Origin of the sequence: Tardiphaga sp. 37S4, from assembly GCF_021044645.1 — a bacterium.
Lineage (GTDB): Bacteria > Pseudomonadota > Alphaproteobacteria > Rhizobiales > Xanthobacteraceae > Tardiphaga > Tardiphaga robiniae.
Map to the genome: position 1 here is coordinate 2,272,585 of NZ_CP088008.1, position 15,454 is coordinate 2,288,038.

A 15,454-nucleotide genomic window follows, 5' to 3' on the forward strand; every position below is an offset into this window, starting at 1 on the left:
GGACTGAACACATGACTGAGATGACACCGAACCCAACCGTACCGGCTGCCAAGCCGAAGCCGCGACCCCGTCCGCAGGTGATGCGCCTGACGGATGCTGCCGCAACGCGGATCCGGGAGCTGACGGAGCGTGCGGATTCCGAGATCGTCGGCCTGCGCGTCGGCATCAAGAACGGTGGCTGCGCCGGCCAGTCCTACACCGTCGAATATGCCCACGACATCAAGCCGACCGACGAAATCGTCGAGGACAAGGGCGTCAAGATCCTGGTCGATCCTAAGGCCGTGTTGTTCCTGCTCGGCACCGAGATGGACTACAAGACCGACCGCATGCAGGCCCAGTTCGTGTTCAACAACCCGAACCAGATCTCGGCCTGTGGCTGCGGCGAGTCCGTGCAACTGACGCCGGCGAAGATCGACGGCTGAGAGTTGTCTTTTCGAAATTAAAACTCTGTCATGCCCGGGCAAAGCGCGAAGCGCGGCTTCGCTAGATGTCCCGGGCATCCATTTTTCTGGGCTTCGGTGAAAGCGAGGGAGACTGGATGGCCGGGTCAAGCCCGGCCATGACGTAGGGAGACGACGCGGACGGACCGCTTCCGCAATCGCGCGTCGCATCCTACACTTCCCCGATGGACCGCGAATTTCTCAGTGAACTTTTCGCCGGCTTTGGCCCGGTAACGATCCGCCGGATGTTTTCCGGCTTTGGCATTTCCGCCGATGGCATCAACTTCGCGCTGGTGCTGCGCGGCGCGGTCTATCTGCGCGCCGATGAAAACTCGATCCCGCGTTTCGAGAGCGAGGGCTCGCAGTGTTTTCAGTATGAGATGCGCGGCAAGCTGCGGATGATCGGATCCTATTGGCAGCTGCCGGAACGGCTCTATGACGATCCCGATGAAGTCACCGAATGGGCGAGGGTCGCGCATGCCGCAGCGATCCGTGCATCGCTGGCAAAAGCAAGCAAGAAGCGGGCAACGAAGAAAGCGAAGGTCGTGAAGAAGACCGCGGCGAAAAAGAAGGCTGCCAAGAAGGCTGCGGTTAAGACGGTCGCCAGCAAGAAAGCCAGTAAAGCCGCAAAGAAGCGCAAATCCTCATCCTGAGGAGCCGTGCGCTTGCGCGGCGTCTCCTTGCGAATGGTGCCAAGTGTGGGGCGTCATGCCACCTGAAACTGCAGCTCCGCCGAATATTCCGGATCGACTTCGCAGATCACGCGGTTGCGGCCGCTGCGCTTCGCGGCATAGAGACAGGCGTCGGCACGGCCGATGAGCGATTCCATATCGTCGCCGATCTGCAGCATCGAGACGCCGACGGAAATCGTGACGCGTCCCAGGATCTCGCCAGTCGATTTTTTCTTCAGCTCCTTTGACATCACGGCGCGGCGGATGTGATCGGCCACCGTGAGCGCCTGACGCAGCGGCGTGTTCGGTAGCACCACGGCGAATTCCTCGCCGCCATAGCGCGCGGTGATATCCTGGCCCTTGATGGTCTGCTTCAATGACTGGCCGACAAGACGCAGAACTTGGTCGCCGGTGAGATGGCCATAATTGTCGTTGAAGGACTTAAAGTGATCGATGTCGAGCATCAGGAGCGACAACGGTTCGCCGCGCTTCACCGCGGTATCGATTGCCGTCATCAGCGCACGGTCGAAATATTTGCGGTTGCCGAGCGCGGTGAGGGGATCGGTCAGGCTTTCGGCGCGGATCGCTTCGAGGCTCTGTTGCAGCGTGTAGACCTCGCTCTTCGAGGACAGTAGCCGTTCTTCCAGCGCCTTGTTCGTGTCATGCACTTCACGGGTGGATTTGACGAGACTCTCGATCACAGCTTTCACCGCAGCGGGATCGTGCGCCCGCGACAAATCCTTGCTGGCACCATCCAGACTGGCATTGAAGTTCGTGGTCATGCCCAGAGCATCGGTGATGAGCGCCATCACGTCGTCGATCTCGCCGATGACGCGGGCGCCGACCTGATCGATGCGATCGGTGGTGCGAATCTGTGAGAGATAAGTGTCGTGGATCAGGTCGAGATCGGCTTCGGTCAGGCGGCCGTTGCGGGCCAGCGTCTCATTGATGACCTTGTTGAGCGCCGAATTGTAGCCAGTCGCGTAGACGTACCAGATCTCATAATTGCGCGGAATCGCCGTCTGGCGGAGCGAGCGAATTTGGCCCAGCGCGACTTCGGCAAAGGCCAAAGTCCGCTCTTGTTCGTCCAGGATGCCGGTCACGTTCTGTGCCCTCGTGGACAGCGGGTATACGCGGTCCTCTGAAATGCAAATTCGTTAAAAATATCGCATTCAGATTAGGGGACGAGAGTGAACGGCAAGTAAACGTTCCTGGCGCGGTACTACCTATGCGCGTGCCCGGATCGGACGCAACAGAAAGGCGGGCAGGTGCGAATGATCCGCCGGTTCGTTGTCTTCGCGGCGCGAACGTGGCGCTTCGGCGCGGCCGATGGAGGGGGGACGCTGCGCTTGCGGGGCTGCCGCTGCCACGACCGGTGCTGCCAAAGCGGCTTCCGCGGGTTGCGGCTGCGGGCTGCGCTCGCCGCCTTCCGAACGACCACCTTCACGGCGCGGGCCACGCTCACGGCGCGGTTTGCGATCGCGTCCGCCTTCGCGGGGCTGATCGTTGCGGCCGCCGCGCGGCTGTTCGGCATTGGCTTCGCGATTGCCGGTGCGGTTGCGCGACTGGCGCGACGCCTCAGCGGTTTCGCCTTCGACAGGCTCGGAGATCGCTATGGAAGTTTCGACCTTGGGGATCGACTGGCCGATCAGTTTTTCGATCGCCAGCATGGACTTCTGGTCGGATGGGCACACCAGCGAGATCGCGGAGCCGGTGCGGCCGGCGCGGCCGGTACGGCCGATGCGGTGCACGTAGTCGTCGGAATGATGCGGGACGTCGAAATTATAGACGTGGCTGACGGCGGGAATATCGAGACCACGGGCTGCGACGTCGGAAGCCACCAGGATCGGCAGCTCGCCCTTGCGGAACTGGTCCAGCGCGGCTGTGCGGGCCGACTGCTCCATGTCGCCATGCAGGGCGCCGACACTGAAGCCGTGCTTCTGAAGCGACTTGGCGAGCAACGCGACTTCACGCTTGCGGTTGCAGAAGATGATCGCATTCTTGAGGTCGGTGGCTTCGCGGAGAAGGGCCCGGAGCACTTCGCGCTTCTCGTGCGGTTCGCGGCCGACGGCCACTTGCGACTGGGTCACGGTGACAGCGGTGGAGGCGGGCTTGGAGACTTCGATCTTCACCGGATTATGCAGGAAGGTCTCGGTGACGCGTCGGATTTCGGCGGGCATGGTCGCCGTAAAAAAGAGAGTCTGACGGGTGAACGGCACCAGCTTGCAGATGCGTTCGATGTCGGGGATGAAGCCCATGTCCAGCATGCGGTCGGCTTCGTCGATGACCAGCAATTCGACGCCGGTGAGAAGCAGTCCGCCACGTTCGGTATGGTCGAGCAGGCGCCCCGGCGTGGCGATCAAGACGTCAACGCCGCGGGTGAGTTTGCTGTCCTGATCACCGAACGAGACGCCGCCGATCAGCAGCGCTACGTTGAGCTTCTGGCCGACGCCGTATTTGTCGAACTGCTCTTTGACCTGTGCGGCCAGTTCGCGGGTCGGTTCGAGAATGAGCGTCCGGGGCATGCGGGCGCGGGCTCGGCCCTTTTCCAGCATGGTCATCATCGGGAGAACGAAGGCAGCGGTTTTGCCGGTGCCGGTCTGGGCGATGCCGAGCACGTCTTTGCGCGCCAGCACATGAGGAATCGCTTGTTCCTGAATGGGGGTTGGGGTGGTGTAACCGGTGGCCGCAACGGCGGCGAGAACCTTGTCGGACAAGCCGAGATTGGAGAAGGACATTGAGCCTCTGTATGGGGGCATGATCTGATCCGGTATCCGGATGATCACCGTTCGGAATCACGCCTCAGGTCGAAACCGCCGCTTGGATTCTCGGGAAATACTGCAGCGCTTATCCCCGGAGCGGCACGCAAACATGCACGGAGACGCTGGGCGCTGACAGGCGGCTTACTCAAGATATCGCGTTTCGATACCGGGCCGCGTCGAGCCGGAACATAGGCTGGAATCGGCCAAAGTCAATCCGCCACACCCTGGAACATCCCAAAAAGCTTAATGTTTTAGCGGAAAAGGGCCAAAACCGGGATATTGGCGGGGGCTTGGGGCCCCGCCGGACGGCCGCTACGCGACGTCGCGTGTGACGTCGATGCAGCGCTGACCGTTAGTCGACCGGCCTGCGTTCGCGGCCGGGTGGACCAGCAATGGCGATGAGCGCGCCGCTCAGTAACAGCGCGGTCGAGATCACCGTGAACATCGCGATCGCACCGTAGTTGCCGAGCAGCGGCAGCAGCGCGATCGGTACCAGCGCCGATACGACGCGGCCGAGGCCCCACGCGCCAGCGGTGGCAGAGGCGCGCAGATGCGTAGGCAGCAGTTCGACAGCGTAGAGGCTAAGCACGGCGCTGTAGACGGCACTGGCGAGGTTGAACACGATTCCGGTGACGATGAGCGGCGTCAGCACCGTGCTGACAGCGAAAGTCAGCCCAGTTGCGATCATCACCACGGCACACGCGACCAGAGCGAGGCGCCGCGGGATACGATCGACGAAGGCCGATGCCGCCGCGATGCCGATCGATGGACCGAACATCGTAAGTCCCGCGAACAGCAGGGACTCGCTGACATGAAATCCCTTCTGCACCATCACCGCGGCGCTGAGCAGCGGGAAGCCAATGGTGGCCCAGGGTCCGAGTACATAGAGCGCGGCAAGGAGCGCTGTGCGCCGCAGGCTGATCCGATCGCGGGCGAGCGCTCGGAAGCCGCTGGATCTGGTCGCAATAGTTTCGGGAGCGGAGATCGCCGGCGGTGATGGCTGACGCGCGGATGCCTCGAAGCGGCGGCAGGCGGCATCAGCCTCGGCGTCGCGTCCGACCGATGCGAGCCAGCGCGGCGATTCCGGCACCAGGAAGAACAGCAGGGCTGTCAGGGTCGAGCACGCGCTGCCGAAGATCAAAGCCCAGCGCCAGCCCTCGATGCCCCATGGCGCGATGGGCGTCAGCCAGCGGATCATCAGGATGATCGCCGGTGCGCCGAGAAAGGCGAGCGCGCCGCACAGCATCATCAAGAGGCCACGCCGCCGGGGCGGCAGCAGGTCTGACAGATAGGCCGATGTCAAAGGCGGATAGCCGCCGATGGCGAGGCCGGAGATGAAGCGGAAGGCCGTCATGGTTGCCACATCGCGACTGGCGGCGACGGCGAGCGAGCTCAGCGTCAGGACGGCAAGCGCGCTCTGCAGCGCGATCTGGCGGCCATAGCGATCCGCAATCCAGCCGAACACAGGTGCACCAACGGCGCCGCCGGCAAAGACCGATGCCAACAACAGCGAGAGCTCGCCGCGCGAGATGCTGTAGGGCGGCGCGAGGAAGATGCCGGAAAAGGCATTGCTGAGCGCCACTTCGGCGATGTCTGCGAACAGGCCGAAGGCACAGAGCGCGAAGATGCCGAGGTGAAGCGGCGTGACTGGCAGCCCGTCCAGGCGTGCCGCAATAGTTAGCACGGCTGCGCCCGCTGGCGTCCCGTGCGTCCGCACCTGGTCGTTCATCTGACGCCCCGCATCTCATAGCGGCAACGCAATGCGCGTCCTCCGCTGCCCGCGCGGACCATATGTCGATGGAGCTGGATGAGTCGAGAGGAGGGTATGTGGCGGCGAACCGCAGCGTCTCAAATCTGCGTCGGCGTTGCCGCGCAGCCATACAGGATCATCTCGCAGGTCTGGCGATAGCGCGCCGAGAAGTCATTCGCTGCGATCGGAGGGAGTGCCTGATTGACAGCCCGTCCGCCGTCGGCCAGCGCCTGCGCGATCTGCGCGGCCGTAAAACGGCCGGTCAGGATCAGCAGCTTGCTGTAGTGGAAATCGATAATCAGCTTTTCCAGCTCGGCCTGGAAGGCGATTGCGGACTCGATCATGAGATCGCGGCAGCGCCGAAAGGCTTCTGCATTGAGCTCGACGGTATGCGGTGAGAATGTCAGCATCCGACGGGTTTCGCCGTATCTCAGGTCGATGATCGTCGCAAAGATGTCGAGTGCGCTGCCGCCACTTTCCCGGATCTTCTGGCCGGCCTCGAGTGCCTGCGCTATCGCGACTTCATTGCGATGGCCGATCGAGGCACGAAATGCCTCTTCCTTGTTGCTGAAATAGTAATAGAGCGCGCGCTGCGTGAAGCCGCACTCTCTCGCGAGACCGACCATCGACAGGCCGGCATAGCCGTGGTCGAGAAATGCCTTGTTGACCCGAAGCAGCAACTCGTGCCCGGGCGTAATCATCTTCTTTGCCATTGGTCGTCAGGTATCCAGTCGTAGCAGGCTTCGGGCGGGTGATTAAAACTGCCTGAAATCTTACAGTCTAAAAAATCCCATCCTCAAATCGCCAAGCTACGAGGAACGCAAAGTTCCTGAAGCGCGCTTCCTGACGTTGGTTGCCTGTAGCAGGAGTAGCGGTTTGACCAGCCGGCTCCCCGGATTTTGGTCCGGACCCTCGTGATATGTCGCTTAGCATAGTTCAGGGCAAACATGTCGAGGATTTGCCCTGTATTCTTTATCCACAAGATCGCGAGATTGAGCGCGCTGCCACCGACCTCGTTGGTACCGTTCGCCGACCATAGTCGGCGCATATCCGTACAAATTTACCGAATCAGGCCTATCGGCCGGCGTCGGAGGAGATGATACCAGCGCTGGACTACTTACCGTAGGTACCAAGCTGCATGCCGAGATTCTGCATTACGAAAGCATTCATACGCAGATGCACCTCGCTACCGCTTTGCAGGCGAGCGTCGATCTCATAGGTCGCCGGGTCGATCTGGCGAATAGCGATGATCTGGGTAATGGCCAACACGTCTGGTGTGGTCTGCGCCGGTTTGGCAGCCACCGGTGCGTGTTTTGGTTTGGCGGCCGGTGCAGATTTGGCTGCAGGAGCGGGGGCTGCATCCTGGGCGAGTGCGATGGTAGGAAGCAGCAGTGCGGCTGCGAGGACCAGTGACTTCACGTCGATCTCCTGACTTTGATTTGGCTCGGGCTAATGGAGATTAAGGCAGAATTTGTGGCAGCGGCGCCGCAATGTGAGGGCAGATGATCTGCTTGTGGGCAAGACAAAATTACCTGTAATGGCTAGACCTTGGTTTGAACCGGCCGCCGTTCTGCCTCGACCAAGGCAGACAATCGCGCGGTCGAGCCACCATAGAGATAAATGCGCTGGCGGGGCGGGGATAGAACAATGCGACGGCTTTTGATCCTGCTGGCGGCGATGGTGGCGGCAGCACTTTCGGCGGCGCCGGCTTTTGCTGCGAAACGCGTGGCACTGGTGATCGGCAACAACGACTACCGCAACGTGCCGAAGCTGCAGAAGGCCGTGAACGATGCCCGCAGCATAGGCGATGCCCTCAAGAGTCTCGGCTTCAGCGTCATGGTGGCCGAGAACCAGACCCGGCAGGCCTTCAGTCAATCGTTGCTCGCTTTCGATTCAACGATTGAAAAAGGCGACACCGCCTTTTTCTTTTTTGCTGGCCACGGCTTCGAGATCGCCGGTCAGAACTTCCTGCTGCCGACGGACGTTCCTGCCGCCACCGAGGGTCAGGAAGAGCTGGTGCGCGACTCCGCAATCCTCGCCGACCGTATTGTGACGCGCCTGCAGATGCGCGGCGCGCGGACGTCGATTCTGGTGTTCGATGCCTGTCGCAACAATCCATTCGAGCGCGCTGGCACCCGTGCAGTGGCCGGCAGCGGTGGCCTCGCTCCGATGACGACGCTCCCGGAAGGCGTGTTTTCGATCTTCTCGGCCGGGCCGCGGCAGACCGCGCTGGATCGTTTGTCGAACAACGACACCGATCCGAATTCGGTTTTCACGCGCGCCTTCATCAAGGAGCTGCAGGAGCCATCGCTGAACCTCGTGCAGGTCGCGCAGCGCACCCGGCGGACCGTCAGCGAGATGGCAGAGACCGTGAAGCACCGTCAGGTGCCGGTGTATTTCGACCAGATGGTCGATGACGTCTTTCTCAATGGTGTGGCGCTCAAGCAGGCTGATGCGCGGCCGGCCGAACCGCTGCAGCAGGTCGCTGCGCTGCCGCCCGTCAACGTTCCGCAACTACCGCCGGCCAACGATGCGGTGAACGCACCGATCGCCAGCTTCTCGCGCCACAATGGCGGCTGGACCGTGATGTTCTCGATCGCCGATCCGACACTGGGTATCTCCTGGCGGATGGGCGAGGGAGGTAATTTCCGCGAGACGGGCTTCATGGACACGCTCGATCCGCGCACGCGCAAGCGAATGCCGAATCCGGCGATCCAGCTCGACGCCGACGCCGCGGCGACGACGATCTATCTGCGTTACGTCGACGCGAACGGCGAGATGCAGGGCCCGTTTCCGATCCGCTTCGATCCCGAGGCGGCGCTGGTTCGCGACCAGCGCAAGATCCTCGATATGACCGCTGGAAGCTGGCTTGCCTTCGGTGGCTACAACACGCCCCTGATGTATTATACGCATCTGATGTCGTATCGCTGTGCCATTCGCGAGGCCCGCGTCGGGATCGATAGCGCCGTGCCGGACAAGCTGCTGAAATTCCCGCCCTGCGACCTGCGCGACCCCATTGCGACGCCGTCGGATGCCGAGACCTACATCAAAATCCCGGCCTCGACGAAGTTCGTGTCGGTCGAATTGACGTTCCGGGACGGCAGCATCTCCGAAACCAAGAGCTTCCGACGTTCGGGAAATCGATGAGCATGATCGACACCGCCCTGCGAACCACGGCATTTCGACTATCGCAAGCTCGCATTCCTTGATCAAGAAATTCGACTCGCCGGAGGAGTAGCGAATGGCTGCAGGCGCGAACGAGAACTCGCTGACCGCGCGCTGCTGCATCGTTGGCGGTGGCCCTGCCGGAATGATGCTCGGCTATCTGCTCGGCCGCGCCGGCGTCGATACGATCGTTATCGAGAAACACGCCGACTTCTTCCGCGATTTCCGCGGCGACACCGTGCATCCATCGACGCTGCAGGTGATGGACGAGCTTGGCCTGATCGACGACTTCCTGAAGATCAAGCACGATCGTATCCAGAAGATGGATGGCTTCTTCGGAACGCATAAGCTGCGCATCGCGGATATCAGCCGCACCAGCGCGAAGTATCCGTTTATCGCCTTCATGCCCCAGTGGGATTTCCTCAATTTCCTGCGCGACAAGGCGCAGCGCTATCCGCATCTCAAGGTGATGATGAACACCGAGGCGACCGATCTCATCTGGTCGGGCGAGCAGGTGGTCGGCGTCAAGGCCATCACGCAGCAGGGGCCGGTCGAGATCCATGCAGATCTGACAGTGGCCTGCGATGGCCGGCATTCGATCGTGCGGCCGGCGGCGAAGCTGGAGGTCGAAGACATCGGAGCGCCCATGGACATCTTGTGGTTTCGCGTTGCCAAGGGCGCGGAGACCGAGAGCGTGTTCGCGCGGCTCGAGCCCGGCAAGATGATGGTGACCATCGATCGCGGGGACTACTGGCAATGCGCTTATGTGATCGCCAAGGGGCACTATGAGGAGATCAAGGTGCGCGGCCTTGAGGCTTTCCGTGCCGAAACGTCACGTCTGGCGCCGATCCTGAGCGCGCATATCGAAGAGCTGAAGAGCTGGGACGACGTCAAACTACTGACCGTCGCGATCAATCGGCTCAAGCGCTGGACCCGGCCGGGGCTGTTGTGCATCGGCGACGCCGCGCATGCGATGTCCCCGGTTGGCGGCGTCGGTGTGAATATCGCGGTGCAGGACGCCGTCGCGACCGCTAACCTGCTGGCGGCGAAGCTGGCGAAGGGACCGGTGACCGAGGACGACCTCGGCGCGGTGCGTCGCCGCCGCGAATTCCCGATGCGCGCAACACAGGGCATGCAGGTCGTGATGCAAAACAACATCATCAGCCGTGCACTGGCCAAGGGCGGCGAGCCGCTGACGCCGCCGCTGATCATGCGCCTGGTCAGCGCGTTTCCGCCGCTGCAGGGATTAACCGCGCGTTTCCTGGCCATTGGCGTACGACCGGAGCACGTGCAGTCGCCGGAAGCGTAGGAGAGGCTATCCCTGCACCGAGAAGCCGCCGTCCACGGGGATTGCCGTTCCGGTGACGAAGTCCGACGCGCGCGACGACAGGAACACGGCAATGCCCGCGAAATCTCCCGACGCGCCCCAGCGGCCGGCGGGCGTTCGTGCGAGTACTTTGTCATGCAGGCCGTCGATTTCACGGCGCGCATTCTGTGTCAGTTCGGTATCGATCCAGCCCGGCAGAACGGCGTTGCATTGGATGTTGTGCGGCGCCCATGCGACCGCGCAGGAGCGGGTGAACTGCACGATGCCGCCTTTGCTGGCGGCATAGGCTGGCGCGAAAGACGCGCCGAAGATCGACAGCATCGACCCGATATTGATGATCTTGCCACCGCCCGCGGCCTTCATCGCCGGATGCGCCGCCTGCGAACAGACGAAGGCGCTGGTGAGATTGGTCTTGATCACGCTGTCCCATTCGTCGAGTGCGATCTCGTGCGGCGGCTTGCGGATGTTGATGCCGGCATTGTTAATGAGGATATCGATGCGGCCCAGTTCTTTCAGCACGCGTGCGATCATTCCATCGACAGCGGTCTTGTCGGTCACATCGGCCGCAATGGCGACTGCTCTGGCGCCGCTCTCGGTCAGCTCCGCGACGGCATCCTTGGATTTCGTCTGGTTGCGTCCGACCACGGCGATGGCGGCGCCGGCCTGCGCCAGACCCCGCGCCATGCCGAGCCCGATGCCGCCATTGCCGCCGGTGACGATGGCCACTTTGCCGGAGAGATCGAACAGTCCTGCAGTCATGGTGTTGTCCTCATTGCATCAGCCTTGAATTGAAAAGCCACCATCGACCGTGAGCGCGGCACCGTTGACGAAGTTGGAAGCCCCGCTGGCCAGGAACACGGCCGCGCCCGCAAGATCATCAGGCCTGCCCCAGCGCTGCGCCGGTACACGCCCGAGAATGCTATCGTGCAGTTCGGGTCGGATGTCCTTGGCGCGCTTGGTCAGGTCGGTGTCGATCCAGCCGGGCAGAATGGCGTTAGACTGGATGTTGTCCGCAGCCCAGGCAGTCGCCAGCGCGCGGGTGAATTGCAGGATGCCGCCTTTGCTTGAGGCGTAGTTCGCCGCGCCGCCGGCGCCGAGCGTGGCCAACACCGAGGCGATATTGATGATCTTGCCGCGGCCTGCGGCTTTCATCGTCGGGTAGACAGCCTGCGCGCAGATGAAAGGCGCGGTCATGTTGACGTCGATGACCTTCTGCCAGTCGGCCAGCGCCATTTCTTCGATTGGCGCGGACATGCTGATGCCGGCATTGTTGACGAGGATGTCAATGCGGCCGAACGCGTTCAACGTTGCGGACACCATCTGCGCGATCGAGTTCGGGTCGGTAACATCGGTCGTCAATGCGAGCACCGGATGTCCGGACGTCTCCAGTTCGGCTTTTGCTGAAGCGGCATTATCGCTGTTGCGATCGGCGATCACGAGGGTCGCACCGGCATTCGCCAGCCCACGTGCCATGCCGAGGCCAATGCCGGTGTTGCCGCCGGTAACGATGGCGACCCTGCCGGTGAGATCGAAGAGATTACTGGTCAAGATGTCCGCCCCGCATGATTGTTCCTGACGCGTTCTGTGGCGCGTCTGGGACGGATCATCGCAAGACTGGCGGGAAGATGGAAGAGGGCGTCAGCGCCGCGCGAGCGCCAATCCCATCAGGCCGACGCCAAGCGCGGCGAGGGCAGCGCCATAATAGGCCCACTGCATCTGGCTGATCATGAAACTAGATTTCGGCCAGTTCACGAGGCCGGTGCCCTGGCCGATCCAGAGGGCGCCGATCAGAAAAGCGAGAATGCCGAGGGTGAGGAATGGTGCGCGCATGAAGGTAGATACGCGCATCGTCGTCGATAGTTTCAACGTCCGCGCGGGCATCGCGGGGAGGCGATGCCCACTGAAATTTTAGACGTCCAGCAATTCCTCGTTGGCGAATTCCGCCTTGTCCGAGATGAACGCAAACCGCGCTTCGGCCTTGGTGCCCATCAGGCGCTCAACGGAGTCAGCAGTGCCGTCGCGGTCTTCCGGCAGCAGCTGCACGCGCAGCAAGGTGCGGCGCGCCGGGTCCATGGTGGTTTCCTTCAGCTGCGCCGGCATCATTTCGCCGAGGCCTTTGAAGCGACCGACATCGACCTTGGCATTGGCGTTGAATTCGCTCTTCAGCAACGCATCCTTATGTGCGTCGTCGCGCGCATAGACCGTCTTGCTGCCATGGGTCAGGCGATAGAGCGGCGGCACTGCGAGATAGAGATGCCCTTCATCGATCATCTTTGGCATCTGCCGGTAGAAGAAGGTGATCAGCAATGACGCGATGTGGGCGCCGTCGACATCGGCGTCGGTCATGATGATGATGCGTGAATAGCGCAGGTCTTCTTCGCGGTAATGCGCGCCGGTGCCGGCGCCGATCGCCTGCATGAGGTCTGATATCTGCGCGTTGGCCGTCAGCTTTTCCTTGGTCGCCGAGGCGACGTTGAGGATCTTGCCGCGCAGCGGCAGGATCGCCTGGGTCTTGCGGTCACGCGCCTGTTTGGCGCTGCCGCCTGCCGAGTCGCCCTCGACGATGAACAGCTCCGAGCCTTCGGTCGCGGTATTGGTGCAGTCGGCGAGCTTGCCGGGCAGGCGCAGCTTCTTCACCGCGGTCTTGCGCGAGGTTTCCTTCTCCGCGCGGCGGCGCAGACGCTCGTCGGCGCGCTCCAGCACGAATTCGAGCAGCTTGTTGGCCTGCACCGGATTGCCGGACAGCCAATGGTCGAACGGATCCTTGATGGCCTGTTCGACGATCTTCTGGGCTTCGGCGGTGGCGAGACGATCCTTGGTCTGGCCCTGGAATTCCGGTTCACGCACGAACACCGACAGCATCACGGCGGCGCCGACCATCACGTCTTCCGAAGTGATGGTGCCGGACCGCTTGCCCTGACCGACGCGCTCGGCGTGGTCCTTCAATCCGCGCAGCATGGCGCTGCGCATGCCGGCTTCATGGGTGCCGCCATCGGGCGTCGGCACGGTGTTGGTATAGGACGACATGAAGCCGTCGGCGTCCGCGGTCCAGGCCACAGCCCATTCGCAGGCGCCATGGGCGCCGTTGCGGCCGGATTTGCCGGAGAAGATTTCCGGATGCACCAGCGTATCGGCATGGATCGCCGCGGCGAGATAGTCCTTGAGGCCGCCGGGGAAGTGGAATTCGTCCTCGGCCGGAGTGTCCTCGAGGCCTTTGAGCAGTTCCGGATCGCACTTCCAGCGGATCTTCACGCCGCCAAACAGATAGGCCTTGGAGCGCGCCATCTTGAACAGGCGCTGCGGCTTGAAGGCCGCCTTGGCGCCGAAGATGTCGGTATCCGGCTTGAAGCGCACGCGGGTGCCGCGGCGGTTATGAACCTTGCCGAGATCCTCAAGCTTGCCTTGGGGAATGCCGCGGGCGAACGTCATCTTGTAGAGCTGTTGGTTGCGCGCGACCTCGACCTCAAGCAGCGAGGAGAGCGCGTTGACCACGGAGACACCGACACCGTGCAGACCGCCTGACGTCTCGTAGACCTTGGAGTCGAATTTGCCGCCGGCATGCAGCGTGCACATAATGACTTCGAGGGCGGACTTCTTCGGGTGCTTCGGATGCGGATCGACCGGGATGCCGCGGCCGTTGTCCGACACCGACAGAAAGCCGTCGGCGGTGAGTTCCACCTCGATGAAGGTCGCATGGCCAGCCAGCGCCTCGTCCATCGAGTTGTCGATCACTTCGGCGAACAGGTGATGCAGCGCCTTTTCATCGGTGCCACCGATATACATGCCCGGGCGACGCCGGACCGGCTCGAGGCCTTCGAGGACCTCGATGTCCGCGGCGGTGTAGCCGTCTTCGGCATTGGCGGAGCGGGTGGACGCCTTCGGTGCCGCAGCCGATTTTGGCGCGCTGGCGCCACCAAAAAGATCAGCTTTCGCGTTTGATTTCTGTGCCTTGGCCATATGTCTTAAAGTTTTGTCTCGGTTGGCGCCGCGCGCGGCGCGGCGAATCGTTGCTGTGACTATGCCACGTTCAGGTTGGCAATGTGGCTGCGACCTCAGGGCTCATGCGGCCGTGCCAGAGCGCTCGGTGCGTAGCACAATCACGGCGAACAGGGCCATGGCCGCGAGCATGATCAGTGAACCGATGATCGGAATGGCCATATAGGCGTGGTTGGCGAGCAGGGTGATGCCGATGCCAACGGGGAACATGATGCCGCCGACGATGTGCATCGCGCCCTGGACCTTGGCCAGTAGCGAGCGTCCGGCCGCGGGAATCAGGCGGTAATACAACCCGAACAGGAAGAGCAGCACACCGCCGACCAGGTTGAGATGCGCATGCGCGGGGCTCAGCAGGAAGTCCTGGCGAATGCCCATTACGATGCCGGCGACCATGCCGATCAGCAATACCAGCGCGCTCACGCACATCATCAGCGATCCGATCATCTTCAGTCCTTTGCGTTCTTGATTTTGACAGCCGGGCGGGAAGTCAGCCAACGGCGGTACAGAGTTGCCATTGGGTAAGCCGGTCTCTGACCTTGGTCGCAGAAGTCGGGAAAAGGTTCAAATTTACCGTTGGGCACCCGCACCGCGGCTATAGACCCTCAGATGTTGTGACTTGATGTGATCGGTGCCGCTGGATTACCTGTCGCGGGCGTTTGAAGGTTAAAGCGGTTCGCGGCCAATCAGGCCGGGCCAGAGCCGTAAAGGGACACTCTCCATATGGAAGGCTGGATGCACGGGCTGATCGAATTCGTGCGGCAGAACCAGGTCTGGGCGGCGCCGATCGTCCTGCTGCTGGCCTTCGGGGAATCGCTCGCTTTCATCTCCCTGCTGCTGCCGGCCTGGGGCGCGCTGGTGGCCATCGGCGCACTTGTCGGCGCGAGCGGGATCAGCTTCTGGCCGGTGTTGATTGCCGGCGCTCTCGGCGCGGCGCTCGGCGACTGGCTCTCCTATTGGTTCGGCTTCAAGTACAAGGACCAGGTCGCCCAGATATGGCCGCTGTCCAAATTCCCTGAGTTGCTTCCGCGCGGCGAAGCCTTCGTCCAGAAATGGGGCGTGCCCAGCATTTATATTGGCCGCTTCTTCGGCCCATTGCGGGCCTCGGTGCCGCTGGCTGCCGGCATTTTCGAAATGCCGTATTGGCGTTTCCAAGTTGCCAACTTCACCTCGGCCTTTATCTGGGCGGGCGTCCTGCTGCTGTTCGGCGACGGCCTGTCCGTCGCTATCGAATGGCTCTGGAAGCTGAAGTAGTCCGGCGGGGAATAACCGCCGTTTCCGGGTGTTGAACGGGCTGACATGTCGCGGTGTCTGAATGCCGCGACATCTCGCAGAAGTCATCGAAC

15 protein-coding genes are annotated in these 15,454 nt (G+C 62.2%); 5 read left to right on the plus strand and 10 right to left on the minus strand.

The genetic code is table 11. From position 1 onward, the window contains the following. Positions 1-11: 11 nt before the first annotated feature. Complete coding sequence (locus tag LPB73_RS11050) at positions 12-422, plus strand: HesB/IscA family protein (protein WP_231080597.1); 411 nt, start codon at positions 12-14, stop codon at positions 420-422. A gap of 203 nt (positions 423-625) precedes the next feature. Next, positions 626-1,093, plus strand: a complete 468-nt coding sequence (locus tag LPB73_RS11055) for a TfoX/Sxy family protein (protein ID WP_231080598.1) — start codon at positions 626-628, stop codon at positions 1,091-1,093. A gap of 53 nt (positions 1,094-1,146) precedes the next feature. Here the strand turns inward: LPB73_RS11055 and LPB73_RS11060 are convergent, their stop codons facing one another. The 5 genes from LPB73_RS11060 to LPB73_RS11080 form a co-directional block, all read right to left on the minus strand. Further along, positions 1,147-2,214: a GGDEF domain-containing protein gene (locus tag LPB73_RS11060; RefSeq protein ID WP_184516910.1), complete on the minus strand. Its 1,068-nt coding sequence runs from the start codon at positions 2,212-2,214 to the stop codon at positions 1,147-1,149. 123 nt (positions 2,215-2,337) lie between these two features. Next, the gene (locus LPB73_RS11065) at positions 2,338-3,849 is read right to left on the minus strand and encodes a DEAD/DEAH box helicase (protein ID WP_231080599.1); all 1,512 of its coding nucleotides are present in this window, start codon (positions 3,847-3,849) and stop codon (positions 2,338-2,340) included. Between the two features lie 376 nt (positions 3,850-4,225). Further along, the gene (locus tag LPB73_RS11070; RefSeq protein WP_231080600.1) at positions 4,226-5,602 is read right to left on the minus strand and encodes an MFS transporter; all 1,377 of its coding nucleotides are present in this window, start codon (positions 5,600-5,602) and stop codon (positions 4,226-4,228) included. Positions 5,603-5,721: 119 nt separating this feature from the next. Then, positions 5,722-6,336, minus strand: coding sequence for a TetR/AcrR family transcriptional regulator (locus LPB73_RS11075; protein ID WP_089264150.1), 615 nt, complete (start codon positions 6,334-6,336; stop codon positions 5,722-5,724). Between the two features lie 400 nt (positions 6,337-6,736). Then, positions 6,737-7,042 carry a hypothetical protein gene (locus tag LPB73_RS11080; protein ID WP_231080601.1) on the minus strand — a complete coding sequence of 102 codons (306 nt, stop codon included), beginning with the start codon at positions 7,040-7,042 and terminating at the stop codon, positions 6,737-6,739. 228 nt (positions 7,043-7,270) lie between these two features. On the opposite strand from LPB73_RS11080, the gene LPB73_RS11085 reads away from it, so the two are divergent. Next, positions 7,271-8,770: a caspase family protein gene (locus LPB73_RS11085; protein ID WP_231080602.1), complete on the plus strand. Its 1,500-nt coding sequence runs from the start codon at positions 7,271-7,273 to the stop codon at positions 8,768-8,770. 94 nt (positions 8,771-8,864) lie between these two features. Next, the gene (locus LPB73_RS11090; protein ID WP_089264153.1) at positions 8,865-10,097 is read left to right on the plus strand and encodes an FAD-dependent oxidoreductase; all 1,233 of its coding nucleotides are present in this window, start codon (positions 8,865-8,867) and stop codon (positions 10,095-10,097) included. A 6-nt stretch (positions 10,098-10,103) separates the two neighbouring features. Here LPB73_RS11090 and LPB73_RS11095 read toward each other — a convergent pair whose 3' ends face one another. The 5 genes from LPB73_RS11095 to LPB73_RS11115 all read right to left on the minus strand — a co-directional run bounded on the left by LPB73_RS11095 (position 10,104) and on the right by LPB73_RS11115 (position 14,555). Continuing rightward, a complete protein-coding gene (locus LPB73_RS11095) occupies positions 10,104-10,874 on the minus strand; it encodes an SDR family NAD(P)-dependent oxidoreductase (RefSeq protein ID WP_231080603.1) in 771 nt (256 codons plus the stop codon). 18 nt (positions 10,875-10,892) lie between these two features. Further along, positions 10,893-11,663, minus strand: coding sequence for an SDR family NAD(P)-dependent oxidoreductase (locus tag LPB73_RS11100; protein ID WP_231080604.1), 771 nt, complete (start codon positions 11,661-11,663; stop codon positions 10,893-10,895). Between the two features lie 90 nt (positions 11,664-11,753). After that, a complete protein-coding gene (locus LPB73_RS11105) occupies positions 11,754-11,945 on the minus strand; it encodes a hypothetical protein (RefSeq protein ID WP_231080605.1) in 192 nt (63 codons plus the stop codon). A gap of 78 nt (positions 11,946-12,023) precedes the next feature. Then, complete coding sequence (parE, locus tag LPB73_RS11110) at positions 12,024-14,072, minus strand: DNA topoisomerase IV subunit B (RefSeq protein ID WP_089264158.1); 2,049 nt, start codon at positions 14,070-14,072, stop codon at positions 12,024-12,026. Between the two features lie 102 nt (positions 14,073-14,174). After that, entirely contained in the window at positions 14,175-14,555 is a 381-nt protein-coding gene (locus LPB73_RS11115; RefSeq protein ID WP_231080606.1) for a hypothetical protein, read from the minus strand. Positions 14,556-14,831: 276 nt separating this feature from the next. Between LPB73_RS11115 and LPB73_RS11120 the strand changes: the two genes are divergently transcribed. After that, positions 14,832-15,362: a DedA family protein gene (locus LPB73_RS11120; protein WP_089264160.1), complete on the plus strand. Its 531-nt coding sequence runs from the start codon at positions 14,832-14,834 to the stop codon at positions 15,360-15,362. Positions 15,363-15,454 lie beyond the last annotated feature (92 nt).

What these genes read in the sequence shown, in the direction of transcription:
- LPB73_RS11050 (WP_231080597.1), top strand. Translation starts at nt 12, where the DNA reads ATGACTGAGATGACACCGAACCCAACCGTACCGGCTGCCAAGCCGAAG.
- LPB73_RS11055 (WP_231080598.1), top strand. Translation starts at nt 626, where the DNA reads ATGGACCGCGAATTTCTCAGTGAACTTTTCGCCGGCTTTGGCCCGGTA.
- LPB73_RS11065 (WP_231080599.1), bottom strand. Translation starts at nt 3,849, where the DNA reads ATGTCCTTCTCCAATCTCGGCTTGTCCGACAAGGTTCTCGCCGCCGTT.
- LPB73_RS11070 (WP_231080600.1), bottom strand. Translation starts at nt 5,602, where the DNA reads ATGAACGACCAGGTGCGGACGCACGGGACGCCAGCGGGCGCAGCCGTG.
- LPB73_RS11075 (WP_089264150.1), bottom strand. Translation starts at nt 6,336, where the DNA reads ATGGCAAAGAAGATGATTACGCCCGGGCACGAGTTGCTGCTTCGGGTC.
- LPB73_RS11085 (WP_231080602.1), top strand. Translation starts at nt 7,271, where the DNA reads ATGCGACGGCTTTTGATCCTGCTGGCGGCGATGGTGGCGGCAGCACTT.
- LPB73_RS11090 (WP_089264153.1), top strand. Translation starts at nt 8,865, where the DNA reads ATGGCTGCAGGCGCGAACGAGAACTCGCTGACCGCGCGCTGCTGCATC.
- LPB73_RS11095 (WP_231080603.1), bottom strand. Translation starts at nt 10,874, where the DNA reads ATGACTGCAGGACTGTTCGATCTCTCCGGCAAAGTGGCCATCGTCACC.
- LPB73_RS11105 (WP_231080605.1), bottom strand. Translation starts at nt 11,945, where the DNA reads ATGCGCGCACCATTCCTCACCCTCGGCATTCTCGCTTTTCTGATCGGC.
- parE (WP_089264158.1), bottom strand. Translation starts at nt 14,072, where the DNA reads ATGGCCAAGGCACAGAAATCAAACGCGAAAGCTGATCTTTTTGGTGGC.
- LPB73_RS11115 (WP_231080606.1), bottom strand. Translation starts at nt 14,555, where the DNA reads ATGATCGGATCGCTGATGATGTGCGTGAGCGCGCTGGTATTGCTGATC.
- LPB73_RS11120 (WP_089264160.1), top strand. Translation starts at nt 14,832, where the DNA reads ATGGAAGGCTGGATGCACGGGCTGATCGAATTCGTGCGGCAGAACCAG.